This is a genomic window from Myxococcus stipitatus DSM 14675 (assembly GCF_000331735.1).
GTDB classification, from domain to species: domain Bacteria; phylum Myxococcota; class Myxococcia; order Myxococcales; family Myxococcaceae; genus Myxococcus; species Myxococcus stipitatus.
Genome location: NC_020126.1, coordinates 8,468,977 through 8,491,413, shown reverse-complemented (window position 1 = coordinate 8,491,413; position 22,437 = coordinate 8,468,977). Strand labels below are relative to the sequence as shown.

Genomic DNA, 22,437 nt, shown 5'->3' with positions numbered 1-22,437 from the left:
ACCCGGTGCTACTTGACCTCGAGGACCTTCAGCGTGCCGATGAGGGGCGTGATTTCCGCATTCCCCTCGGTGCCGAACGCGAAGTGCGTGGCGTCCGCGACGGGCTGGTTGAAGGTCGGGTCCATCTGCGTCCACTCACCGACGAAGACCTCCACCCACTCGTGCCAATAGAGCGCAGGCACGCCGTCCTGGTTCACCATGTAGATGACGCCGTCGATGCGCCGCGCCGGGATACCCGCCGCGCGCAGCAGCGCCACGGACAACAGCGAGTGCTCGGTGCAGTCCCCGCGCTTCTGGCGCAGCACATCCGTGGCCCGGTCCGCGCTGGCCCCGTAGTCCTTCTCCAGATGCGTGGCCACCCACGCATTCACCTTCAGGGCCGCCTGGTACGCGTCCTTCTCGTCGCCGATGATTTTCTTCGACTGCTCGCGGATGGCCGGAGCGCTGCTCTCCACCATCAGCGTGGACTTGAGGTTCTCGCCCCCGTCCGGGTCCGCCAGCGGCCGGCCCTTGAGCGCGGCCTTCGCCGGAGCCGCGGCCTTCAGCGTCACGTCCACGTTGCCATCCGGCTTCGCGGAGAACTTCTGCCGATACGAGTTCACCCGGAACTTCTCCGGCAGCCCTGTCACCACCAGGCTCACGCTCCCGGGCACCGCGCGCGCGGACTCAGGCAGCGGCTTGGGCAGCACCACGCGGGTGAGGCCGAACACCTCCACCAGGTCCATGCGCTTGGCGACAGCCTCCGTCTCCTTGCGCGCCTGCATCGTCTGGCCGAAGTCCACCAGCACCATCTCCCCGCGCTCGGTGACGTAGGTGGCGACGGGCACCTTCTCCTTGTCGGAGATGCTCGTGGCCTTGCCCAGCTTCACCTTCACCCCGTTCAGCGTCCGCTGCTCGGAGGGCTCCAGCGTCGTGGAGATGCCGTACGTCTCCAGGTCCATCCCATCCAGCACGAAGCCGCGCACGTTCGCCTTGCGCAGGAGCGCCACGCGCGTCTGGTCCGCGTCCTCCACGCGCTCCTTCGTGGGCGGCGTCATCGGCAGCACCTCGTCCGCGTGGCCCAGGCGCTTGCGCACCACGCGCATGCCTCCGTCGGCCGTGGCCGTGCCCTCCAGCGTCTGGTCTCCCCCATCGCCGCGCTGCACCACGGAGAAGGACAGGAGCCGGCCCTCGGGCTTGGCCTCGTAGACGCGCTCCTCGCGGTGGTTCCGCTCGGACAGGCGCGTGCCGACCATGGCCTTGAAGACCATCTGGTTGATGCTCTTCACCTTCTGCGGCTCACCGGGCATCAGCACCAGGTCCGTGAAGAGCCAGCCCACCTTCTTGTCCATCAGGTACAGGCCGAAGAACTCGCCGCCCTTGGGGCGGGGAGCCCGCACGGCGTCGGACAACGCGGCCTTGGCGGGAGCGGCGGGGGACTGGGCCCAGGCGGACGGCGCGCCCACCAGCAGGGCGGCCAAGGCCGCGAGGGCCAGGGACATCGGTCGGAGCGTGCGGGTCATCACGCCCCTTCTAACGGGGGAGGCGGCCAAAGTCTTCAACCGCCCCACTCCCCGTGCGCCGTGGACTACAGCCGCTTGGTGAGGATGATGAGGTCGTCCCCCACCTTGTAGAAGTCGCGGATGCGCGCTTCCTCACCGTACTTCATGGACGCGTAGAAGCCGCGCGTGGGGCCATAGGCCTCCGTGGCGCTCGTCTCCACGCGGATGAGCCGGCCGTTCTTGCGCCGCAAATCCCCCTCCATCGCCGACACCAACGCCGCGCCCACACCCTGTCCCCGGACCTCCGGAGCAGAGGCAATCCAGTACAGGTCGTAGCTGTCCTCCGTCATCGGCGTGGCGCCGTAGCAGATGTAGCCCACGAGCTGACCCGCGCGGTCCGCGACGATGATGGAGTAATCGGTGTTGCCCGGCGTCAGCGCGATGCCGACCAGCTCCGTGGCGACCTCAACCTCCTGCGGCGAGAAGGTTTCGATCTTTCGAATCAGCGCGGCGAGGGGCTCCCGGTCCTTTCCTTCGATGGGACGGATGTCCATGGGCTCTTTCAGAAGCGACTTCCACCAGTCGGGCGGCCAGGGCGGGATAGTCCATGCCCGCGGCTGCGGCGGCCCTGGCGAACCCGGCGCTGGGATGGAGGTCGCAGTTGGGGTTGATATCGATGACGTAGGGCACGCCCTCCGGAGAAACCCGGAGGTCGACCCGTCCATAGTCCTGACAGTCGAGCGCTGCGAACGCTTCCAGCGCTACCTGCACACAGCGAGCTTCCAGCGCCGCATCCACCTGGCACGGCCCGGCGGGCGTATCCCGGTACTCGTCGGAGCCCTCCTCCCACTTGGCGCTGTACGACACGATGTTCGGCCGAGCCTCGAAGGTCCGACCGAAGTGGATTTCCGTCAACGGCAGCGCGCGCCGGGGCTGGTTGCCCAACAGCGGCACGTAGATTTCGCGGCCGGGAATGAACTGCTCCACCAGCGCGGGCTGGTGGAAGTTGCGCAGCACCGCCTCGCAGGCGCGCACCAGCGCGGCACGCTCGTACACCACCGAGTCGCCCGTCACGCCGACGCTCGCGTCCTCGCGCGCGGGCTTCACGATGAGCGGCCAGGGCAGGTCCACCGCCAGGGCGTCCTCCAGCCGCTCCACCACCCGGAAGGCGGGCGTGGACACGCCTCGGGCGCTCAACACTTCCTTGGCCTTGGGCTTGTGCAGCGCCAGGCCCAGCGACAGGGCGGACGAGCCGGTGTACGCCATGCCCAGCGCGTCCAGCAGGCACGGGACGGCCATCTCCCCGCGGCTGTCGGCGGCGAGCGACTCGCAGAGGTTGACCACCAGGTCCGGCTGCCGCCGGCGCAGGGTGTCCACGAAGTCCAACCGGTCCCCCTCGACGGCGAGCGGCTCGGCGACCGTGTCGCCCCGGGTGAGGGCCTCGGAGAGCGCGGCGGCGACTCGCACCACGTCCTCTCGGGCCTCCCGTCCCGGGTCATCCTGGAGGAGCTCGTGGTCGCGGTTGTGCAGCAGAATGATGTGCATTCGGAGGTGCCGGGAGGGTTACCACGTCCCCCCGTTCCCGCCCAGTCCGCAGGTGACGGTTGGTTACCTCCTGGGCTACCTCCCGGCAGGGCTTGAAGTACGGTGGACTACCTCCCGTGGGGGTATCCAGGAGTATGGAAAGGGCATCATGCGCATCCGCGACCCCATCCACGGCACCATTCCGGTCAGCGACTCGGAAAAGGCCGTCATCGACAGCCGCCACTACCAGCGGCTGCGGTACGTCCGTCAGCTCGGGTTCGGGGACCTGGCCTTCCCCGGCGCCACGCACACCCGACACATCCATTCCCTGGGCGCCATGCACGTCGCCGCGCGCGTGTTCGCCGCGGTGGCCTCCCGCTCCTCGCTCCCCGAGGACGTGCGCGAGCGCTTCAGCACGGCCGTGCGCCTGGCGGTCCTCTGCCATGACCTGGGCCACATGCCGCTGTCCCATGCCTCCGAGCGCATCGCGCCCAAGCGCTCCTTGCTGCGGCTGCCCGGCTGGCTGGACTCGGTGGCGGAAGGTGAACAGGCGACGCACGAGGACTTCACCGCGAAGATCCTCCTGGACAGCCAGCTGACGTCCATCATCGAGCGCGAGTTCGGCGGGCGGGGCATCACCCCCATGGCCGCGGTGGCGCTCATCACCGGCGCCAAGCCCCCGAAGGACCCGGGCTTCACCTGGCAGGGCGTGGACTGGTCGCCGCTGCTTCGCGCCATCGTCTCGGGGGAGCTGGACGCGGACCGCATGGACTACCTGCTGCGTGACTCCTTCTACACGGGCGTCAACTACGGCCGGTACGACATGGATTGGATCATCAACAACCTCAATCCAGCGGTGAAGGACGGGCGGGCGTACCTCGCGCTCAGCCGGGCGGCGGCGTTCGCGTTCGAGGACTTCCTGCTCAGCCGCTACCACATGTTCGTGTCGGTGTACCTGCACCACACGTCGGTCAGTTTCGACCACATGCTGCGGCGCTACTACGAGGAGTCGCCCGGCGAGTTCGAGATTCCCGCGGACCCGGAGGCGTTCCTGCTCTGTGACGACTCGGCGCTCTGGTACACGCTGCGCCGCTCCCGCAACCGCTGGGCCCAGCGCATCATCACCCGCCAGGGCTTCAAGCTGCTGGCGCAGTTCACCGAGCGGGACGCGGGTTATGACCTGGAGGTGCTGCGCGGTGCGTTGGTGTCCTCGGGCTTCGAGCACTACGTCGTCGAGTCCGTGAATGTGCTCAGCAAGTACACCTCCGGGCCTGGGAACAGCAGCGGGCCCAGCCTGTTCATCATCGACGCGTCCACGGGCCGGCTGACGGAGGTGGCGCGATACACGCCGCTGTATCAGCGCTACAGTGGCGCGGTGCGCCTGACGCGACTGTACGTAAGGCCGGACCAGTCGCAGGCGGCGCACGAGCTGATGGGCCAACTGCTGGGCCAGGCGGGGCAATCATGAGCGAGCGGCTTCCGAGTCTGGGTTTGGGTCTGGACTTCACGCACGTCCCCAGCGAGCCGCGAGGCTCCGCGGTGGCGCTGCTGTACCGGCGCGTGGGTGCGGGCGTGGAGGTGTACTGGGTGAAGCGCGGCAAGGCGCTGTCCTTCGCGGGCGGCTTCTATGCGTTCCCCGGGGGCAAGCTGGACGGCGCGGACGCGGAGGTCCCCGTGCGCGGCGCGACGGGAGAGGAGGCCGCGCTGCGCTCGGCCGCCGCGCGCGAGCTCTTCGAGGAGGCGGGCGTGCTCGTCGCCGAGGGCGCGGAGGCGCTCTCCCAGACGCGGCTGGATGTCCTGCGCAAGTCGCTGCTCGCGGGGCAGCTCGGCTGGGGCGCGCTGCTCCATGAAGAGGGCCTGTCGCTGAGGGCGGAGGACTTCCGGAGCGCGGGCCGGTGGATTACCCCGCCCGCGGTGCCGGTGCGCTTCGACACGCACTTCTACCTGGTGGAGATGCCGCCCAAGGCGCGCGCGGAGCTGTGGCCCGGAGAGCTGTCGGAGGGCGCGTGGGTGGCGCCCCACGCGGCGCTGGAGCGGTGGACGGATGGCAGCGCGCTCCTGCACCCGCCCGCGGTGCATGCGCTCCAGGTGCTGGGCTCGTTCCAGGATGAGGCGGACGCGCGGGCGCGGCTGTCCACGCCGCCGTACTGCCCCGGCTACATCTCGCAGCGCATCGAGTTCCAGCGCGGCGTGCGCACCGTGGCGCTGGAGACGGCCACGCTGCCGCCCGCGACGCACACCAACGCGTATGTGCTGGGCAACGGCGAACTGCTGCTGGTGGACCCGGGCTCGGGCGACGTGAAGCAGTACGCCAAGCTGCTGTCGCTCGTCGCGGGGCTGAAGTCGGAGGGGATGAAGCCCGTCGCGGTGGTGTTGACGCACCACCATGGCGACCACGTGGGCGGCGCTCGCGCGGTGAAGGAGCGGCTGGGCATTCCCCTGTGGTGCCATGCGCGCACGGCGCAGGCGCTGGACTTCCCCGCGGAGCGGCTGCTGGAGGACGGCGACGTGCTGGAGCTGGCGGGAGACGTGCCGCAGCGCTGGCGCGTGCTGCACACGCCGGGACATGCGCGAGGCCACATCTGCCTGGTGGACGAGCGCAGCCACGCGGCGGTGGTGGGCGACATGGTGGCCGGCGTGGGCACCATCGTCATCGACCCGCCCGAGGGCAACATGCGCGACTACCTCACGCAGCTCGCGCGGCTCCGGGACCTGCCCGTCACCACGCTGTACCCCGCGCATGGCCCGCCGCTGCCGGACGGCCCCGCGAAGCTCCAGGAGTACTTGAATCACCGCGCCCAGCGCGAGGCGCTCATCCTGGAGATGGTCCCGCCCGACGGCATCTCGCTCGCGAGGGTGGTGGAGCTGGCGTACGCGGACACGCACCCGCTGATGCACCCGGTCGCGGAGCGCAGCGCGCTGGCCACGCTGGAGAAGCTGATGTCCGAAGGCCGCGTGCGCGAGGAGTCGCTGCAGTACTTCCGCGTGTCGAGGTGAGCGCCGGGGCGCGCTTCAGAAGCGCCCCATCAACCCCAGGCGCGCGCCGTGCTCGCCCATCCCCGCGACGGGCATCAGCCGCACGCCGGTGTCCGCGCGCGACGGAGGCGGCGGTGTCACCGGGCGGTTCGCCTGATGGGAGAGCTCGTAGCCCGTCGTCGCGCCGATGATGGGGAGCAGCAGGAGCAGGGCGGAGACGGCCTGGTCGTCCTCGTCGAGCCCCAGGATGGCGGAGCCCAACAGCGCGCCTCCCCAGCCGACGAGGCTTCCTCCCGCGGTGGCGAGGAACGTGCCCTTGCCATCCATCAGCCGCCCGCCCACCCAGGTCCCGGCGGGGACGCCGATGAGCACGCCCGTGAGTCCACCGACGAGCGAGACGACCTGGCACTCGTCGCAGCCCACCGTGGGCGCGCCAATCAGGTAGCCCACCAGCAGGCCCACCGCGCCCCCGGCGATTCCGCCCGTCGTCCCACCGATGAACTCCACGGCCACGCGGGGGACGGGGTCCTCCGCGGTGACGGCGGGATTCAGGCCCGGACGCCCCTGTCCCTCCGTGCCCGTCCCGGCGGACGCGGCGGACTCCTCGAGGCTCCTCGGAGCCGCGTACGGGGCGTCCTGTGGCGCGGGGACGAGCGGGGGCGGAGTCAGCTCGGGGGCCGGGCTCTGGGCGGGCTCGTTCTCGGGAGCGACCTGTGCACGAGCAAAGCCCGTGCTCGACAGGAGCAGGACAGCGAACCCAGCGGAGAGCGTGCGCGAAAGCCTCACTCGGACACGCTACCGCAAGAAGCGGGGTGTCGTCGCGTCAACTGGCGGACACTCCGGACACCTGCTCGGCGCGGGCCTTCCTCCGCAGCACCACCAGGACCAGGGGGATGGCGGTCAGCACCACCTGGGGGAGCAGCGAGACGAGGTCGGGGTAGAGGCCGAGCAGGTCCACCGTGACGAAGGGCACGGGCATGAGCGGCAGCGCGCCGACCTCCTGGAGCGAGTGCAGGCCCTTGCCCAGCAGCATCACCGCGGTGGCGACGAGCACCACCGTGGACACGTTGAACAGCGTCTTCATCGGCAGGCGGAAGCCCAGCTTGTTGATGAAGAGGACCAGGACGCCCAGCGCCACCGCGCCCACCAGCGAGCCCCAGGCGACGCCCGCCGGAGAGTCCAGGGCGAGGCCCTGGAGGAAGATGGCCGTCTCGAAGCTCTCGCGCAGCACGGCGGTGAAGGCGATGAAGAACAGGCCCACGAGGCTGCCCCTGCCCAGCGCGCCCTGCATCTTCTGGCGCAGCTCCCCCATGAACTGGCTCATGTTGGAGCGCGCGTTGAGCCACAGCGCGGCGTACACCAGCATGACGACGGCGGCGAGCGCGGCCAGGCCCTCCATCCACTCCCGCTGTGCGCCGGCGAGCAGGTGGCGGCCCAGCACGTAGGCCACGGCGCCCAGCACCAGCGCGGACACCCAGCCCGCGTGGACGACGCGCACGTGCTCGGTGGCCTTCATCTTCTTCAGGGCCGCCAGCAGCGCGGCGACGATGATGGTGGCCTCGAAGCCCTCGCGCAGCAGGATGAGGACGGTGAGCCACAGCGTGCTCATCAAGTCGGACGTGCTGCCGCTGTCCCGGCGCGCCTGGTCCAGGAGCGATACCAGCTCCCGGCCCTCGTCCTGCAACTTCGGGCTGCCGCTCTCCGCGGCGAGGCGCGCGGCGAGGAAGCCCTTCTCCAGCTTGAGCACCAGCGCGGAGTTGCGCGCGCTCAGCTTGGGCTCCACCGGCTCCAGGCCGTTGAGGTAGGCGTCCAGCAGCGCGGCCTTGGCGCCGGCCGGGTTGCCCGCCGCGCCCTGGCGCATGGCCTCCTGCACGCCGTCGCGCGCGGCCATCAGCGAGCGCTCCTCGTCGACCTCCGGCAGCTTGCGGCGCAGACACGCGAGGTGCTCCGCGCCGAACATCTTCACCAGGTCGTCATCGGTGGTGTTCGCCAGCCGCTCCAGCGACGCGCGCGGCGGAGTGCCCTCGCACGGCGGCAGGCGCATGGTGAAGACGTAGAAGGCCAGCGACCAGCGCTCGTCCTCGGACAGCGTGGGGTAGGCGGGCATCGCCGTGCCGGGCACGCCGAAGCTGGTGGTGTTGAAGGCCTTGTAGGGCGTGAGGCCGCCCATCAGCTCCGCGTCCTGGAAGTTGGCGGGCAGGGGCTCCATGGTCGCGGCGATGGGCACGTTGGCGCTGCCATCCACGGCGTGACAGGCGGCGCAGTTCGTCTGGTACAGCTGCTCGCCGCGCTTCAGGTCGGGCAGGTGACGCGGGCTGCGCGCCAGGCCCCCCGCGAGCACCAGGTCCTCCACCAACGCGCCGCAGTCCCGGCTGACGCCCTCCGCGTCGGTCGACTGGTCCACGCGCGCCTGGATGGCCTTCACTCGCGGAACGAAGGTCGCGGCCGCGGCTCCCAGTCCCTCGGCGGCGTCCACGGCCTCGGCGGCGAAGCTCTTCTGCTCCGCCAGCTCGAACTCGGACTTGGACGCGATGGCGGCCGGGTAGTCCGCCTCCAGGTACTGGAGGATGCCCACCAACCGATGCCAGGTCCGCTCATCCGAGCCGTCCTCGGCAGCCGAGGCTGACAAGGGCAAAGCGAACAGCAGGCACAGAGCGACGCGGACCACGTGATTCATCCTCCCCCTCTACCAGCAGGGCGGCCGTGGTTTCAATTTTGCGAGTCAATATCGAAACGGTCGTTTCAAGTGGCTGATGGCACGGTGAAGGTGCCCGTGGACTTGCCAGGGCCTGTCCACTTCGCGACGTCGAGCGAGTCGATGCGCAAGCGAGCAAGCCGCCAGTCCCCGCCTCGCAAGCGGCCCACCGCCAAGGCTCCGATGCTGAGCGCGCCGATGGCGAGTGCGCCCATGGCCACGGCCCCCAGCGCGGTGGCGCCGATGGCGAGCGCCCGGACGGCCCGAGGCCGCATCGCGTGCCGTCGCGCGCGCCCCTCCAGTTGGCGGGACAGTCGCGTGAGCGCCACGGCGTTCGCGGCGGAGAGCGCGACGTTGGCCAGGGACATGCGCCCCCACGGGCGGGGAGCGCAGGAGGTCCAGGGAAGAATCAGCCGGTGCGAGAGCGAGGTGCCCATGCCGTTCCAGGTGCACACGCTCCCGATGCGGAGCCACCCGAGGGCACGCCGTTCGGAGGGCAGGGAGGCGTCAGCGCTCGTAGGTGGGGAATGCGAAGGGGGCACACGCTCCCGATGCGGAGCTGCCCGAGGGCGCGCCGCTCAGAGGACAGGGAGGCTTCAGCGCTCGCAGGTGGGGAACGGGAAGGGGTGCACACGCTCCCGATGAGGAACCACCCGATGGCGAGCCGCTCGGGTGGCAGGGAGGCGTCAGCGCTCGTAGGTGAGGAACGCGAAGGGGAGGTCCCCCTCCGGATGCTGCTCCTCTTCGACGAGCCGCCAGCCGGACAGGTCCACGTCCGGGAAGAAGACGTCGCCCGGGTACTCGCGCGCGATGCGCGTGAGGTACAGGCGCTGGGTGCGCGCCATCGTCTGCGCGTAGAGGTCCGCGCCTCCCGCGATGAAGACCTCGTCGTCGCCGCGCGCCTCGGCGAACTGGAGGGCCTCGTCGACGGAGTGGGCCACCGTCACGCCCGGGGGCGCGAAGTCGTGCTGGCGCGTGATGACCACGGTGGTGCGGCCCGGCAGCGGACGGCCGATGGACTCGTACGTCTTGCGACCCATGACGAGCGTGTGGCCCATGGTGAGGCGCTTGAAGCGCGCCAGGTCCGCGGGCAGGCGCCAGGGGAGCTGGTTCTGGTGGCCGATGGCGCGGTTGGACGCCATGGCGACAATGGCGGAGAGCCTCATACGGCCACGGGCGCCTTGATGGCGGGGTGGGGCTCGTAGGCCTCCAGCGTGAGGTCTTCGTACTTGAAGGCGAAGAGGTCCTTCACGTCCGGGTTGAGCCGCAGCCGGGGCAGAGGCCGAGGCTCTCGCGAGAGCTGCTCCTGGGCCTGCTCGACGTGGTTGAGGTACAGGTGCGCGTCGCCAATCGTGTGGATGAACTCGTGCGCCTGGAGCCCCGTCACCTGCGCGACCATCATCGTCAGGGCCGCATAGGAGGCGATGTTGAAGGGCAGGCCGAGGAACAGGTCCGCGCTGCGCTGGTAGAGCTGGCAGGACAGGCGGCCATCGGCCACGTAGAACTGGAAGAGGACGTGGCAGGGCGGCAGCTTCATGTCCGGCAGGTCCGCCACGTTCCACGCGCTGATGATGTGCCGGCGCGAGTCCGGGTTCTTCATCAGCCCGTCGACCAGCGCCTTCATCTGGTCGATGTGCTGGCCGTCCGGCGCGCTCCACGAGCGCCACTGGTGGCCGTAGACAGGGCCGAGCTCGCCCTGGGCGTTGGCCCACTCGTCCCAGATGGTGACGCCCTGGGCCTGGAGCGTGCGCACGTTGGTGTCGCCCGCGAGCATCCACAGCAGCTCGTGGAAGATGGACTTCGTGTGCAGCTTCTTCGTGGTGACGAGCGGGAAGCCGCGCGTCAGGTCGAACCGCAACTGGGCACCGAAGACGCTCAGGGTGCCCGTGCCGGTGCGGTCGCCCTTCTTCGTCCCATGCTTCAGGACGTGGTCGAGCAGGTTCAGGTAGGGCTGCATGCGGCCATGCCGTCTAGGTTGGCTGCTCTCGACAGGCAAGGAGGAATCGTGGGGACTGCCCGCTACTCCTCATGTCGCATGTTTCGGCGCGTGCACCGACGCATTCCCATTGGACGCGTGGCGCATCGGGCCAGTACAAGCCGTGACATGAAGATCTACACGAAGGCTGGAGACACGGGCGAGACGGGGCTCTTCGGTGGTGGCCGCGTCGCGAAGGACGACGCGCGCGTGGATGCCTACGGAGAGGTCGACGAGCTCAACGCGGTGCTCGGTGTCGCGCGGGCCGCGGGCCAGATGCCGCAGGAATTGGACGCGCTGCTGCAGCGCCTCCAGGACCAGCTCTTCACCGTGGGCGCGGTGATGGCGACGCCCGCGGGCACGAAGGCGTCCGCGTACCTGCCGCCGCTCAAGGAGAGCTGGGCGGAGGACATGGAGCAGTCCATCGACCGCTTCGAGGCGGAGCTCCCGAAGATGACCCACTTCATCCTGCCCGGAGGCACGCCCGCCTCGGCCGCGCTGCACCTGGCTCGCACCGTGTGCCGCCGGGCCGAGCGCCGCGCCGTCCCGCTGCTGCGCGACGGGACGATTCCCAAGGACGTGGTGGTTTTCCTGAACAGGCTCTCCGACCTGCTCTTCGTCATGGCACGCGTGGCCAACCACCGCGCGAATGTCCCGGACGTGAAGTGGATTCCCGAGAAGTCGTCCTAGCGCTCCTGGATTCTCGACGTGTTGCTCACCGCGCATCTCCGTGACCTGGCCCGGTCCGTCGGCTTCGACCTCGTCGGGTTCGCGCGCGCGGAGCCCATTCCTCCCAAGTTCCTCATGGAGTGGTTGGAGGCGGGCTTCGCCGCGGACATGGACTGGATGAGGGAGCGGGCGGACGAACGCCTGGACGTGGCGAACCTGCTCCCGGGCGCCAAGACGGTCATCTCCTTCGTCAACAACTACTGGCGCGATGACGAGCAGTCGGTGGACTCGCCCATCGCCCGGTATGCGCGGGGGCGCGACTACCACTCCACGCTGCGCGACCGGATGAAGGCGTTCCGCAAGGCCCTCACCGGGAGGTTCCCGGGGCTGGGCTCATACGGGAGCGTGGACAGCGGCCCGCTGATGGAGAAGGTGTGGGCGGCGCGCGCGGGCCTGGGCTACGTGGGGAAGAACGGCTGCTTCATCACGGAGCCCTTCGGCTCGTGGGTGCTGCTGGCCACGCTCGTCATCGACGCGGAGGTGGATGAGTACGCGTCGGGCCCCGCCGCGGACCGGTGTGGTGCGTGCCGGCGCTGCCTGATGTCGTGTCCCACGGGCGCGCTGGTGGGCAACGGGCAGGTGAATGCCGGGGCGTGTCTGTCCTACCAGACCATCGAGAACCGCGAGCAGCAGGTCCCCGAGGCCTTCCGGCTCAAGTTCGACAACCTCATCTTCGGCTGCGACATCTGCCAGCAGGTGTGTCCGCTCAACCGGCGGCCCGTGTTCGCGGAGCACCCGCGCTTCGCGCCTCGCGCGGTGGCGGAGCTGGGGACGCTGGAGCTGGCGGGCCTGACGGAGGCCCAGTACGAGCAGCTCATCCCGGGGACCGCGCTTGCACGCGCACGCTACGATGGGCTCCGTCGCAACGCCGTGTACGCCTTGGGAGTCGCCAGGCAGGCGGACTCGAGGCACCTGCTCGAAAAGCTCAGCGGCGACTCGAGTGAATTGGTACGTACCGCCGCGCAATGGGCGCTTCGCCAGCTCGACCCCTGAATTCCTCCGCGCAGACCCTTCGCTGGGTCTACGCGGGCCTCCTTGTCCAGGTCTGCATCAGCGCGGGGACGTACCTCTTCGCGAAGCGGTCCATGGCGGAGCTGCCGCCGCTCACCGTGGTGCTGTGGCGCTTCTTCCTCAGCGGAGGGGTGTTCGCGGTGATGCTGGCGGTGATGCCCGGGCCCCGGCTGCCGCCGCGTCACGAGTGGCGCCGCGTCTTCATCCTCGGGCTGCTGGCCGGCCCGGTGAACCAGGTGTTCTTCTTCACGGGCCTGTCTCGCTCCACCGCCGCGCATGGCGCGCTGCTGTATGCGCTCACGCCGCTGGGGGTGTACCTGCTCGGCCTGGCGCGCGGGCACGAGCGGGCTTCGCGCCGGACGCTGCTGGGCATCGCCACGGCGTTCGCGGGTGTGGTGGTGCTGCTGCTGGGGCGAGGGTTGGCGGAGGCGAGCGGCTCGCTGGTGGGCGACCTGCTCATCCTGTGCGCGGTGGTGGCGTGGGTCGTCTACACGACCGAGGGCAAGGGCTTCGTCGCGGTGCACGGGCCGCTGCGCGCGACGGTGTGGTGCATGATGATGTCCTCGCTGCTGATGCTGCCCTTCGCGCCGTTCGTGATGGAGACGGACCGGGTGATGGCCTCCAGCCTGGCGGCGAAGGGCGGCATCCTCTACCTGGGCCTGCTGACGTCCGTGGTGGCGTACCTGCTCTGGTACTACGCGCTGTCCAAGGTGTCGCCCGCGCGCGTGGCCATCTTCTCCAACCTCCAGCCCGCGGCCACGGCGTTGGCGGCGTGGGCCTTGTTGGATGAGTCCCTCCACTGGGAGCTCGCGGTGGGTGGAGGGTTGGTGCTGTTGGGTGTGCGGCTCACGCAGATGGCGGTGCCGACACCCGCGCCGGTGACGCCCCTGTCTCCCGCGCAGGGGCGCCCGGCGACGTAGCGGCTACTGAGGGTCCCAGCCCGCGTTCACCGTCATCTGGTTCAAGTCACGGACGGAGACGTAGGGGACGAAGCCCGCGGCGCGAGAGCGCGTGTACGCGTCAGCGACGTTCGCGGGCTGGATGGCGTAGTCGGTGGACAGCACCAGCTTGCCCGCGGCGCGCACGCGTGCGGCGTTGGCTCGGTTCTCCGCGCACCAGTCGGCGCTGCACGCGGTGTCGTCGGACCAGTACATGTCCTCCATGCCGAGCCCGTCGATGGCGGGGAGATAGCCCGTGTTGTCGATGAGCTCGGGGGAGTTCTGCGGCACCACCTTGAAGGCGGGGTTGCGCGCCTTGGCGTACTGGCTCACGCGCGCGATGAGGGCCACCATCTTCTTCGCGAGGTCCGCGCGGTTCGTGCCCGCGGCGTTGGCGGCGATCTCCTCGTACGTGACGACCATGTCGAGGTAGCAGCCGGTGAAGCCCGCCGCGAGCGCCTGGTCGATGCGGCCCTGGACGATGGGCCACCAGCGCTCATCCCAGTACTTCACGTACTGCTCGTCGGGCCAGCCGTCGACAGGGCCGAGCTTCAAGTCCGCGGGCACCTGGGACCACTCGGGGCGGTACTCCTCGATGGCGCCAATCTCGAAGTAGGCGAGGACCTGCTTGCCTCGGGCCTTGAGCGCGGAGATCTCCGCGGCGGTGAAGTAGCCCGTCGACCCATCGCGCGAGAGCTCCACGATGGCGAGGTTGAACTTCGAGGCCGCGATTTCATCGAGCTTGCCGTCTTTGTAGTTCGTGAGCTGGTACGTGAAGCTGCTCACGCCCTCCCAGGGGACCTGTGTCCCCGCGTCGGTCGGAGTGCCCGCGTCGGTGGGCGAGCCCGCGTCCGTGGGGGAGCCCGCGTCCGTGGGCGTGCCCGCGTCGGTGTTCGGGGCCTGGACGCGCACCACGAGCAGGTCGAGCTGGGACGCATCCGCCGAGGACGCCGTGTGGTAGCGAAGCTTGAGCGTGCCGTTGGAGAAGAACCGCGCGGGGTTGGCCAGGGGCAGCGACGCGGAGGTCCACTTCCACGACTGCGCGAAGACGTTGTCGCCCACGATGACCCAGGTGTTCGTCGTGGTGTCCCAGGCCTCGAACACCCAGCGCATCTGGGACTTCGCGGGGCCTCGGTAGTTCACGCCCACCTCGGCCGCGAGGAGGGCGCCGCTGCTCACGTCCGAGGGGAGCGAGTAGGCGCAGGTGACGGCGCTGTTGGCGGCGAACTCGACGTACTCGGCCCAGCGGTCCTGTGTGCCGGAGAGCGTCTGGGTGTGCAGCGCCTGCTGGCTCTGGCCGGAGCCGATGGAGCCTCGCTCGACCTGGAGCGTGGTGCAGGTGAGCGTCCGGGCATCGGGGAGAATCGCGCCCCGCTCGTCATCGAAGGCGCCACCGCCCTCGGAGTCACTGCAGGCCACGAGCAGGGCCAGGCCGGTCCACATCAACCACTTCACGACTTGCATACCGCGACTCCTCGGGGTGTGGGGAACCCGGGCTGGGGGGCGCGCGGACTCCGTGCGTCTGAATACAAGGACACGCTGGAAAACCGGGTGGCTCATCTCCTCGGGGCTGCGTGGTGGGTGTCGATGCACGTACATTCGGCGGATGCTTCGTGCGGGAGAGGACTTGTTGCAGGTGGAGGAGCGGCTGTGGGTGCTGAGTGCTCCCACGGGCCAGGGCATCTACGACTTCGGCTTCGACAGGTTCTTCGCCTGTCGCCGCCCGTACCAACTGCCCGCGTCCCTCGAGGTGGTGGCGCGCGTCGGCGTGTGGAACGACTACGAGGTGCGCTACCGCGAGCTCGCCGCGGAGGGTGTGACGCTGGTGCATTCACCCGAGCAACACCTGCTGGCCACGGAGCTGCCGCACTGGTACCCCCGACTCACGGACCTCACGCCGCGCAGCGTCTGGTTCGATGAGCGCCCGGACGCGAAGACGGTGGAGGCGGAGCTGGGCTGGCCCGTGTTCGTGAAGGGCGAGCGGCAGACCAGCCGCCACCGCAAGTCCCTCTCCATCATCGAGGGACCCGCCCAGTTCGACGCCGCGATGGCGGCCTACGCGACGGACCCGATTCTCCACTGGCAACGCGTGGTGTGTCGCGAGCTGCGGCCCTTGCGCCGGGTGGAGGAGGGCGCGCCGGACCGCATCCCCAGCTCGTTCGAGTTCCGCACCTTCTGGTGGCGCGGAGCGCTGGTGGGCTGGGGCCCCTACTGGTGGCAGGGGTCGCCGTACACGATGACGGAGGCCGAGCAGCACGAAGCGCTCGGCCTGGGACGCGAGGTGGCCCGCAGGGTCGACGTCCCGTTCCTCGTGGTGGACGTGGCGCAGGAGGTCTCCGGCCGCTGGATTGTCATCGAGTGCAATGACGGCCAGGAGAGTGGCTACGCGGGCGTCTCGCCGTTCGCGCTGTGGCGGAACATCCTGGACCTGGAGCTGAAGCGCTCCAGGTGAGCAGGCGCGTCAGTCTCCGTTCGGGTCCCACTCGGAGATGTCCTGCTTCTTGGGCTCCGGAGGAATCGCCGGGCGCGAGGAGTTGGACGGCGGCGGCGGAGGGGGCTTCTTCGCGGCGGCGGTGGGCTTGGGCGGAGGAGGCGGCGGCTCCTCGTCGAGCAGCGGGTCCTTCTCCTCGGTGCTGGAGGCCATCGCGGGCTCGGACTTCGGCGGAGGCGAGGACCTGGCGGGAGCAGGCTTCGTGGCGGCCGTGGGCGTGGGCGCGGGCGGTGTGTCGAGGGGCTCGAGTCCCTCATCGAGGTCCGAGGCCGGCGCGGGCTCGGGCGCGGGCGCGGGAGGCGGCTTCGGCTCGGCGGCCGGCGTGCGATAGACGCCCTGCCGCGACACCGTGGGGACGGGCTCCGTGTCTCGAGGAGGCGGCGGTGATGCCTCCTCGGGCGCGGGACGCGTGTCCTCGGCGGGCATGGTGTCCGCGCGATACTCGCCGCGCGGCCCGGGAGGGCGCTCCGGGCGCGACTCGCCGAACGGGTCATCCTCCCGGTTGGTCGGCCGCCGCGTCGTCTCCGTGTCGCGGTTCGGGGACGCGTCGCCGAACGGGTCGTCTTCCCGGTTGACCGGCTTGGTGTTGGGAATCCGCCGAGGGCGAGGCTCGTCCGCCACCACGCCTTCGGGCAGGCCGCGGATGGCGGAGTGCCGGTCGCTGCACTCGCTCCGGTTCTCCATGCAGATGCCGAGGCACTGGGTGAGCTTCTTCACGGTGCGCGAGCTGCCGCCGTATTCGATGGAGCAGTCTTCCTTGCACGTGGCGTAGTCCTCCTGACAGCCGGAGGGGACTGCGCCGCGCTGCGCGGCGGCGGGGCTGGCGGCGAGCGCCAGTAGCAGCAAGGGGAGGGAACGCATGGCCATAACGAAAACTACCAGTCTTCGAGCCTTCCCGCGCCAGGGGGGCGCGCTATGGTCGGGGGGCGCGGCCGGGAGCGCCAAAGGAGGAACATGGCTGTCAGGGTGGGCATCATCGGGAGCCATGGGCTGGAGCAATTCCTGGGGCTCTCGGGTCGGTTGGAATCGCACACCCTCGAAACCCCCTTCGGCCCTCATGCGGGGCCGCTGTTCTCCGGCGAGCTGGACGGGGTCTCCGTCGTCTACGTCTCCCGCCATGGCCAGGGCCACCTCTTCAACGCCACGCGCGCGCCCTACCGCGCCAACATCTTCGCGCTGAAGCAGCTGGGGGTGACGCACGTGCTCGCCACGAGCACGGTGGGCAGCCTCCAGGAGTTCCTGCCGCCGCTCCAGCTCGTCATCCCCGACCAGGTCATCGACCGCACCTACCGGCGCCCCTGCACGTTCTACGACGACATCGCGGTCCACGTGGAGCTGGGGTTCCCCTTCTGCGGCACGCTCCGCCAGGTCCTCTCCCACGCGGCGACGGCGAGTGGAACCGCCGTGCCTTCCCAGGCGACCTATGTCTGCGTGGAGGGGCCTTCGCTCAGCACGCGCGCGGAGAGCCTCCTGTATCGCGCCTGGGGCGCGGACCTGGTGGGGATGACGGCCATGCCCGAGGCCCGGCTCGCTCGCGAGGCGGAGCTGCACTACGCCGTGGTGGCGCTGCCCACGGACCATGACTCGTGGCAGGCGCAGCCTCCGGGGCAGGAGGAAGAGGGCCTGTTGTCGCGGCTGTCGCACAACATCCAGAACGTCACCGCGAAGGGGGCCGCGCTCATCCGGCGCGCGCTGCCTCGAATCGCCGAGGCTCCTCTGGCCTGTCGCTGTGACTCCGCGCTGGCCATGGCGCTGTGGACCGAGCGCACGCGCATCCCCGACGAGGTGCGCTCCCGCCTTCGTCCCCTGCTGGGCAGATACCTGCCGCCCAACGTCGTCTAGCGGTCCGTGGCGGGCCACCCCGGCGTGGGGTGGGCGTGCGGTATCGTGACGACATCATGGCCCCGACGAGACATCTGATACCCCAGGCGAAGCGCTTCAGTGCGGGGACCCTCACCGCGGAGACCGCGCTGGCGCTGGTGAAGAAGCACGCTCGAGGGACGTTCGCGAAGTCGAGCACCGCGCGCGCCGCGAAGCGCTTCATCGAAGAGCGCGCCGCTGGAGCCCGCGCCGACAGCGACATCGTCTTCCACGTGGGACGCCTCGCCCTCGAGGAGCTCACGCCCGGGCGGCGGCCGCGCATCGGCCTCCTCATCGTCGACGGCGACCTCGTGGTGAAGGGGCGCTACGAGGACTCGCTCGACCCGGAGTCGGTCGTCATCGTCACCGGCTCGCTGCGTGCTCGTGACGTCATCACCCGGGGCTTCCTCGAGGTGCACGGGGACCTTGTCGCCACCCAGTCGCTCTTGTTTCTCGACAACGACGCCTGCGGCGAGGTGTTCGGTGACGTCCGCGCGCCCTTCGTCTACACGAACGAGCACGCGGTGAAGGTGCATGGTGGGGTGGAGGCTCGGCTCGTCACGGGCGACGACAAGCACCTCCGGAGCGCCGAGAAGCACGTGTTCATCGAGGAGACGGACCGCCGCGTGCGCGAGCTGCTCTCGCCGAAGCTGTTGAAGGTCTTCGCCGACGAGGTCTTCGAGGACGAAGAAGGCGAGGAGGCCGACCCCGAAGCTCCGTGGATCGATGCCATCGACACGGAGAAGCTCACCGCGTTCATCCGACGGGGCCACCCCGCGCTGGCACGGAAGTCGCCTGCTCGTCGAAAGAAGTGACCCTGGGAGGCGAGCAGGGGCTCGCTTGACGGCCTGCTGCTGATGGGCGCTCCGGACCCCACCTTCCGTTACCCGAACGACGGGAGGGAGGAGGGGAGGATGCGGTTGCCGCGACTCAAGGACCTCACCTGGCGCGAGTTCATCCGGCGCTTCGTGAAGGAGCTCCAGGACGACACCGTCACGGACCTCGCGGCGCAGCTCTCGTACTACCTCCTGTTCTCGCTGTTCCCGTTCCTCTTCTTCCTCGTCACGTTGGTGGCGTACCTGCCGTTCGCTCCCGGCGCGGTGGACGCGATGCTGGACCGCCTCCGCCCGCTGGTGCCCACGCAGGCGCTGGCCGTGGTGACGCAGCACCTGACGTCCCTGGTGTCCCAGCAGCAGCCCAAGCTGCTCACGGTGGGTCTGCTGGTGGCGCTGTGGTCGGCCTCGCGGGGCGTGGATGCCCTGCGCAAGGCGCTCAACCTGGCCTACGACGTGCCGGAGTCGCGCCCCATCTGGAGGACGCAGGGTCTGGCCGTGTTCTTGACGCTGGTGGGGACGCTGCTGATTCCGCTGTCCTTCGCCATCTTCCTGTTGGGCGGCAGGCTGGGGGAGTGGCTGGCGGCGAAGATGCACGTCCAGGAGGCGTTCCACCTCGTCTGGTCCTGGGTGCGCTGGCCCTTCACCGCCGGGCTGGTGATGTTGGTGTTGTCACTCTGTTACTACCTGCTGCCGGACGTGAAACACCGCTTCAGGTACTTCACGCCCGGCTCCGTCATCGGGACGCTGGCGTGGATGGCGAGCACGTGGGGCTTCACGCAGTACGTGGAGCACTTCGGCAAGTACAACGTCACCTATGGCTCCATCGGTGGCGTGGTGGTGCTGATGTTGTGGCTCTACATCTCCGGGCTCGTGTTCATCCTGGGCGGAGAGCTCAACGCCGTCCTCGCTCACGCGAAGGGGGAGGTGCTGGAGAAGGTGGCGGGTGAAGGGGCGCCCGCCACGAGCGCACCCCACGTCACCCCAGGCGCCGCGAAGCGAAGTGAGGCGTCGCGCTCCAGGCTCGCCTTCTGGCGCTGGCGCCGACGTTCGGCTCGAGGGACTTCATCCGAGCCACCCGCGTCGGAGCGCGGGCGGCCTCCCTCGTCCTCGCTGCACTGAACCGGTGTCTACTGGCGCCACGTCGAGGGGACGTTCTGCTGGGTGGCGTGCCGCTCGAGGTCCGCGAGTTGTTCGCTCGCGAGCTTCACCTCGGAGTCGACCTCGCGCTGGCGCTTCGATACCTGCTTGCCGGAGGCCGCCTCCAGCTTCAGTTGGTCGCGCTCCGCCTCGAAGCGGGCGAGCCGCGCCCGCGCCTTGCTGAAGGAGGTGCGCCACCGCTCCGCCTCTTCGCGCGTGCGTGCGTTCTCCTGCCGCTGCCGCCAGCGGTTCTGCTCCCAGCGCTTGATGCCCGCCGGGTTGCGGTTCCAGATATCGCGCGCGGCCTGGATGTCCTGGAGCGGGACTTCGACGCGCTCGGGGTTCTCTCCGCCCTGGCCCACCTTCAGCCACGCGCTCCCCGCAGAGGGCAGTGCGCAGGTCTCCACGGGCAGCCGCGCGCCGCTCAGATAGACTCCCGAGGTGAGGCCTCGGGAGATGAACCAGCGCAGGCGGCGCGAGTCCTTCTCCTGGTTCATGGCCTCGCTCAAGGGGCGCCAGTCGTCGAACTCCACGTCGAGCGTGCAGGTCGTGCCACCGGCCTCGAGTTCCATGCGGCGCTTCACGCTCGTGGGGGGCGCGTCGAAGCGCTCGACGAGCAGGGCGATGAGGCCCAGCCCCTCGAGGTTCCGGACGGGCAGGAGCGCGGGCTGTCCCGTGTCCTGCTTGAAGCGCGCCATCTCCCGCTCCTCGTCCCGAGCCACGCGCTCGAGCTGCTCCTCCCAGCGCGCGCTGGCTTCGGGGGACGGGGAGAAGGAGATGAGCTTGCTGGCGTAGGGGAGGGGCAGCGCGAGGCCCAGGCCATCCGCGTTCTCGATCTTGAGCGACACGATGCCGACGACCTCGCCCTGGCCATTCAGCAGGGGCCCGCCGCTGTTGCCTGGATTGACGGAGGCGTTGACCTGCACGTAGCCCGTGCCCAGGTACTGCCGGCCCACGAAGCCCACCTTCCCCTCGTGGACGGTGAAGTCGAGCCCCTTGGGGCTGCCGATGATGACCAGCGGGTCCCCGGGCTCCAGCTGGGTGACGTCGCCGAGCTTCAAGGGGCGCGCGTTGGCGCCCACGACGCGCACGGTGGCGATGTCCAGCTCCGCGTCGCGCTTCAGCGTCTCGCCGAGCAACTGGCGGCCATCCGGGAGCACCACCGTCATCATCTTCCCGGGCGGGCACACCACGTGCTCGTTCGTCAGCGCCAGCTCGGGCTCCACGAAGAAGCCGGAGCCCATCTTCCCCTCGCACCTCAAGCTGAGGGTGCTGGGCGTGGCGAGGCGGCCAATCTCCTTCGTGGACAGGGGTGCTGGTGCCGGGGGCTTCGCGGCCTCGGGGGCTGCTTCGGTGCCACCGCCGGGGACCAGGTCCGCGACGGCCGAGGTCGCGCGGGCGAGCTTGGGCGAGCGGGCCATCCAGAGGCCCGCGATGACCCCGCCGAGGACGAGCGCGGCGATGGGCACCCCCCGGAGCCGCCGTGCGCTGGAGGGCGGGGGCGCGACCGCGAGCGCCTCGGTGGGGCGGAGGGCCGCGCTCACGCCATGGGCGGAGAACACGGCGAGGAGCTTCTCGGCGAAGGCGCGGAAGGCACCTCGGACGATGGGGAGCTCCGGGGTGGTCAGCGCCTTGCGTGCCTCGGAGAAGGCGGGGGCGGGCGCGCCGAGCAGGGCGATGGCTCGGGCGAGCGCGAAGCGCAGGCGCTCATCCTCCACGGCCTGCTTCAGCACGACGTCGACCAGCAGACTGGAGCCGCAGACACACCTCGCCACATTCCCCGCATCCGGCGCGCCGCACCGGAGGCACCTCGTCTTGCTCTCGTCTGACATGTCGGGTTCCCCCTGCGCTTCAGGTGCTTCACCGCGTGGACCTCGGGCGCGGGGCCCGAGGTCTCGCGGTCACTTCCATCCGAAAAGGCTCAGCGTCCGCCCAGCTTCTGCTTGATGGCCGGAAGCTGCCCGGGGCTGTTGTTCGTACCGCGCAGGTTCTTCTGCGAGATGTACCGCTGGAGGTCCGCGATGCGGTCCTGGTTGGTCGGGTGGGTGCTGAGCCACTTCATGATGCCCGGCGACTGACCCTGCATCGCCTGGAGCTTCTCGAAGAAGGTGATGAGGCCCCGCGGGTCATAGCCCGCGCCGGACGAATAGCGCGCGCCATACTCATCCGCCTCCGACTCCTCGCTGCGGCTGTGCGCCAGCATCGCGCCACCCCCGACGAGCTGGGCGGCGACCTGCGCGGCCGCGCCCGGGTTCTGCCCCAGCGCGACCTGCGTGACGGTCTGCAGGCCCATCTGGTTCACCATCGCCCGCGCCGAGTGACGGCCGACGACGTGCCCCGCCTCGTGCGCCATGACCCCCGCCAGCTCCGCCTCCGTGTCGGACGCCAGGATGAGGCCCGTGTACACGTACAGGTAGCCACCCGGCGTCGCGAACGCGTTCACCTGCTTCGGGTCGTCGATGACGTTGATCTTCCACTTCACCCCGGGCCGGTCCTTGGTGGCCTGCCGGATGATGGGGGCCGAGAGGTTGCGCACGTACTCGACGACCGCCGGGTCCTGCACGTACTTGACCTTCTCCTTCTGCTCCAGCTCCTGCTTCACCTGCTTGCCGATCTCCTCCTCCTGCTCATCCGTGATGAAGGTCTTCGCGAGAGCCTTCTCCGCCTGGACGCGCTGCTGGGTGCAGCCCGCCGTCACACCCATGACGAGGGCGAGGCTCCAAACCGCCGAGAGAATCCGCTGCATGGCCACGTGCGCCTTTCTGTTCCGGTTGATGCGTTGAG

Annotated in this window: 21 protein-coding genes; 9 read left to right on the top strand and 12 right to left on the bottom strand. The window is 69.8% G+C overall.

Going from position 1 to position 22,437, the window contains the following annotated elements; genetic code table 11:
• Window positions 1–8: 8 nt before the first annotated feature.
• The 3 genes from MYSTI_RS32650 to MYSTI_RS32640 form a co-directional block, all read right to left on the bottom strand.
• Window positions 9–1,502, bottom strand: coding sequence for a transglutaminase-like domain-containing protein (locus tag MYSTI_RS32650; RefSeq protein ID WP_201768935.1), 1,494 nt, complete (start codon window positions 1,500–1,502; stop codon window positions 9–11).
• Window positions 1,503–1,567: 65 nt separating this feature from the next.
• Window positions 1,568–2,035, bottom strand: a complete 468-nt coding sequence (locus MYSTI_RS32645) for a GNAT family N-acetyltransferase (protein ID WP_015352098.1) — start codon at window positions 2,033–2,035, stop codon at window positions 1,568–1,570.
• A complete protein-coding gene (locus MYSTI_RS32640; protein ID WP_015352097.1) occupies window positions 1,947–3,026 on the bottom strand; it encodes a D-alanine--D-alanine ligase family protein in 1,080 nt (359 codons plus the stop codon). Before MYSTI_RS32640 ends, MYSTI_RS32645 begins: the two co-directional genes overlap by 89 nt.
• Before the next feature lie 148 nt (window positions 3,027–3,174).
• Between MYSTI_RS32640 and MYSTI_RS32635 the strand changes: the two genes are divergently transcribed.
• Window positions 3,175–4,473: an HD domain-containing protein gene (locus tag MYSTI_RS32635; protein WP_015352096.1), complete on the top strand. Its 1,299-nt coding sequence runs from the start codon at window positions 3,175–3,177 to the stop codon at window positions 4,471–4,473.
• On the top strand, window positions 4,470–6,002 hold the full coding sequence (locus tag MYSTI_RS32630) for an MBL fold metallo-hydrolase (RefSeq protein ID WP_015352095.1): 1,533 nt from the start codon (window positions 4,470–4,472) through the stop codon (window positions 6,000–6,002). The genes MYSTI_RS32635 and MYSTI_RS32630 overlap by 4 nt, the downstream gene beginning before the upstream one ends.
• Window positions 6,003–6,017: 15 nt before the next feature.
• Here MYSTI_RS32630 and MYSTI_RS32625 read toward each other — a convergent pair whose 3' ends face one another.
• From MYSTI_RS32625 to MYSTI_RS32605, 5 genes are all read right to left on the bottom strand, one after another.
• Window positions 6,018–6,767: a hypothetical protein gene (locus MYSTI_RS32625; protein ID WP_015352094.1), complete on the bottom strand. Its 750-nt coding sequence runs from the start codon at window positions 6,765–6,767 to the stop codon at window positions 6,018–6,020.
• A 37-nt stretch (window positions 6,768–6,804) separates the two neighbouring features.
• Entirely contained in the window at window positions 6,805–8,658 is a 1,854-nt protein-coding gene (locus MYSTI_RS32620) for a cytochrome c/FTR1 family iron permease (RefSeq protein WP_015352093.1), read from the bottom strand.
• 65 nt (window positions 8,659–8,723) lie between these two features.
• Window positions 8,724–9,113 (bottom strand): hypothetical protein, encoded by a 390-nt coding sequence (locus MYSTI_RS44260; RefSeq protein ID WP_015352092.1) that lies wholly within the window; start codon window positions 9,111–9,113, stop codon window positions 8,724–8,726.
• A gap of 249 nt (window positions 9,114–9,362) precedes the next feature.
• Window positions 9,363–9,842: a dihydrofolate reductase gene (locus MYSTI_RS32610; protein ID WP_015352091.1), complete on the bottom strand. Its 480-nt coding sequence runs from the start codon at window positions 9,840–9,842 to the stop codon at window positions 9,363–9,365.
• Window positions 9,839–10,633: a thymidylate synthase gene (locus MYSTI_RS32605; RefSeq protein ID WP_015352090.1), complete on the bottom strand. Its 795-nt coding sequence runs from the start codon at window positions 10,631–10,633 to the stop codon at window positions 9,839–9,841. Before MYSTI_RS32605 ends, MYSTI_RS32610 begins: the two co-directional genes overlap by 4 nt.
• A 147-nt stretch (window positions 10,634–10,780) precedes the next feature.
• On the opposite strand from MYSTI_RS32605, the gene MYSTI_RS32600 reads away from it, so the two are divergent.
• The 3 genes from MYSTI_RS32600 to MYSTI_RS32590 are packed head-to-tail and all read left to right on the top strand — an operon-like array spanning window position 10,781 to window position 13,311.
• Window positions 10,781–11,341: a cob(I)yrinic acid a,c-diamide adenosyltransferase gene (locus MYSTI_RS32600; RefSeq protein ID WP_015352089.1), complete on the top strand. Its 561-nt coding sequence runs from the start codon at window positions 10,781–10,783 to the stop codon at window positions 11,339–11,341.
• A gap of 18 nt (window positions 11,342–11,359) precedes the next feature.
• Entirely contained in the window at window positions 11,360–12,373 is a 1,014-nt protein-coding gene (gene queG, locus MYSTI_RS32595) for a tRNA epoxyqueuosine(34) reductase QueG (RefSeq protein ID WP_015352088.1), read from the top strand.
• Window positions 12,346–13,311, top strand: coding sequence for a DMT family transporter (locus MYSTI_RS32590; RefSeq protein WP_015352087.1), 966 nt, complete (start codon window positions 12,346–12,348; stop codon window positions 13,309–13,311). Before queG ends, MYSTI_RS32590 begins: the two co-directional genes overlap by 28 nt.
• Window positions 13,312–13,314: 3 nt before the next feature.
• Here MYSTI_RS32590 and MYSTI_RS32585 read toward each other — a convergent pair whose 3' ends face one another.
• Window positions 13,315–14,793: an endo alpha-1,4 polygalactosaminidase gene (locus tag MYSTI_RS32585; RefSeq protein ID WP_015352086.1), complete on the bottom strand. Its 1,479-nt coding sequence runs from the start codon at window positions 14,791–14,793 to the stop codon at window positions 13,315–13,317.
• A 142-nt stretch (window positions 14,794–14,935) separates the two neighbouring features.
• On the opposite strand from MYSTI_RS32585, the gene MYSTI_RS32580 reads away from it, so the two are divergent.
• Complete coding sequence (locus tag MYSTI_RS32580) at window positions 14,936–15,781, top strand: ATP-grasp domain-containing protein (protein ID WP_015352085.1); 846 nt, start codon at window positions 14,936–14,938, stop codon at window positions 15,779–15,781.
• Window positions 15,782–15,790: 9 nt separating this feature from the next.
• Here the strand turns inward: MYSTI_RS32580 and MYSTI_RS32575 are convergent, their stop codons facing one another.
• Complete coding sequence (locus MYSTI_RS32575) at window positions 15,791–16,681, bottom strand: hypothetical protein (RefSeq protein ID WP_015352084.1); 891 nt, start codon at window positions 16,679–16,681, stop codon at window positions 15,791–15,793.
• Window positions 16,682–16,774: 93 nt separating this feature from the next.
• Here MYSTI_RS32575 and MYSTI_RS32570 point away from each other — a divergent pair, with 93 nt between their 5' ends.
• The 3 genes from MYSTI_RS32570 to MYSTI_RS32560 all read left to right on the top strand — a co-directional run bounded on the left by MYSTI_RS32570 (window position 16,775) and on the right by MYSTI_RS32560 (window position 19,635).
• Window positions 16,775–17,662, top strand: coding sequence for an MTAP family purine nucleoside phosphorylase (locus MYSTI_RS32570; RefSeq protein ID WP_015352083.1), 888 nt, complete (start codon window positions 16,775–16,777; stop codon window positions 17,660–17,662).
• Between the two features lie 56 nt (window positions 17,663–17,718).
• On the top strand, window positions 17,719–18,495 hold the full coding sequence (locus MYSTI_RS32565) for a bactofilin family protein (RefSeq protein ID WP_044281893.1): 777 nt from the start codon (window positions 17,719–17,721) through the stop codon (window positions 18,493–18,495).
• Between the two features lie 99 nt (window positions 18,496–18,594).
• A complete protein-coding gene (locus tag MYSTI_RS32560) occupies window positions 18,595–19,635 on the top strand; it encodes a YihY/virulence factor BrkB family protein (protein WP_015352081.1) in 1,041 nt (346 codons plus the stop codon).
• Window positions 19,636–19,643: 8 nt separating this feature from the next.
• On the opposite strand, the gene MYSTI_RS41135 is transcribed toward MYSTI_RS32560, so the two are convergent.
• Together MYSTI_RS41135 and MYSTI_RS32550 are read right to left on the bottom strand one after the other, a co-directional pair.
• Window positions 19,644–21,485: a S1C family serine protease gene (locus tag MYSTI_RS41135; RefSeq protein ID WP_015352080.1), complete on the bottom strand. Its 1,842-nt coding sequence runs from the start codon at window positions 21,483–21,485 to the stop codon at window positions 19,644–19,646.
• A gap of 89 nt (window positions 21,486–21,574) precedes the next feature.
• Window positions 21,575–22,399, bottom strand: coding sequence for a M48 family metallopeptidase (locus MYSTI_RS32550; protein WP_015352079.1), 825 nt, complete (start codon window positions 22,397–22,399; stop codon window positions 21,575–21,577).
• Window positions 22,400–22,437: the final 38 nt, after the last annotated feature.

Bases quoted from the DNA above. Each gene is read 5' to 3' on its own strand.
- MYSTI_RS32580 (WP_015352085.1), top strand. From the start codon at position 14,936: ATGCTTCGTGCGGGAGAGGACTTGTTGCAGGTGGAGGAGCGGCTGTGG.
- MYSTI_RS32605 (WP_015352090.1), bottom strand. From the start codon at position 10,633: ATGCAGCCCTACCTGAACCTGCTCGACCACGTCCTGAAGCATGGGACG.
- MYSTI_RS32650 (WP_201768935.1), bottom strand. From the start codon at position 1,502: ATGACCCGCACGCTCCGACCGATGTCCCTGGCCCTCGCGGCCTTGGCC.
- MYSTI_RS32610 (WP_015352091.1), bottom strand. From the start codon at position 9,842: ATGAGGCTCTCCGCCATTGTCGCCATGGCGTCCAACCGCGCCATCGGC.
- MYSTI_RS44260 (WP_015352092.1), bottom strand. From the start codon at position 9,113: ATGGGCACCTCGCTCTCGCACCGGCTGATTCTTCCCTGGACCTCCTGC.
- MYSTI_RS32600 (WP_015352089.1), top strand. From the start codon at position 10,781: ATGAAGATCTACACGAAGGCTGGAGACACGGGCGAGACGGGGCTCTTC.
- MYSTI_RS32640 (WP_015352097.1), bottom strand. From the start codon at position 3,026: ATGCACATCATTCTGCTGCACAACCGCGACCACGAGCTCCTCCAGGAT.
- MYSTI_RS32550 (WP_015352079.1), bottom strand. From the start codon at position 22,399: ATGCAGCGGATTCTCTCGGCGGTTTGGAGCCTCGCCCTCGTCATGGGT.
- MYSTI_RS32560 (WP_015352081.1), top strand. From the start codon at position 18,595: ATGCGGTTGCCGCGACTCAAGGACCTCACCTGGCGCGAGTTCATCCGG.
- MYSTI_RS32630 (WP_015352095.1), top strand. From the start codon at position 4,470: ATGAGCGAGCGGCTTCCGAGTCTGGGTTTGGGTCTGGACTTCACGCAC.
- MYSTI_RS32565 (WP_044281893.1), top strand. From the start codon at position 17,719: ATGGCCCCGACGAGACATCTGATACCCCAGGCGAAGCGCTTCAGTGCG.
- MYSTI_RS32575 (WP_015352084.1), bottom strand. From the start codon at position 16,681: ATGCGTTCCCTCCCCTTGCTGCTACTGGCGCTCGCCGCCAGCCCCGCC.
- MYSTI_RS32590 (WP_015352087.1), top strand. From the start codon at position 12,346: ATGGGCGCTTCGCCAGCTCGACCCCTGAATTCCTCCGCGCAGACCCTT.
- MYSTI_RS32620 (WP_015352093.1), bottom strand. From the start codon at position 8,658: ATGAATCACGTGGTCCGCGTCGCTCTGTGCCTGCTGTTCGCTTTGCCC.
- MYSTI_RS32645 (WP_015352098.1), bottom strand. From the start codon at position 2,035: ATGGACATCCGTCCCATCGAAGGAAAGGACCGGGAGCCCCTCGCCGCG.
- MYSTI_RS32585 (WP_015352086.1), bottom strand. From the start codon at position 14,793: ATGCAAGTCGTGAAGTGGTTGATGTGGACCGGCCTGGCCCTGCTCGTG.
- MYSTI_RS32570 (WP_015352083.1), top strand. From the start codon at position 16,775: ATGGCTGTCAGGGTGGGCATCATCGGGAGCCATGGGCTGGAGCAATTC.
- MYSTI_RS41135 (WP_015352080.1), bottom strand. From the start codon at position 21,485: ATGTCAGACGAGAGCAAGACGAGGTGCCTCCGGTGCGGCGCGCCGGAT.
- MYSTI_RS32635 (WP_015352096.1), top strand. From the start codon at position 3,175: ATGCGCATCCGCGACCCCATCCACGGCACCATTCCGGTCAGCGACTCG.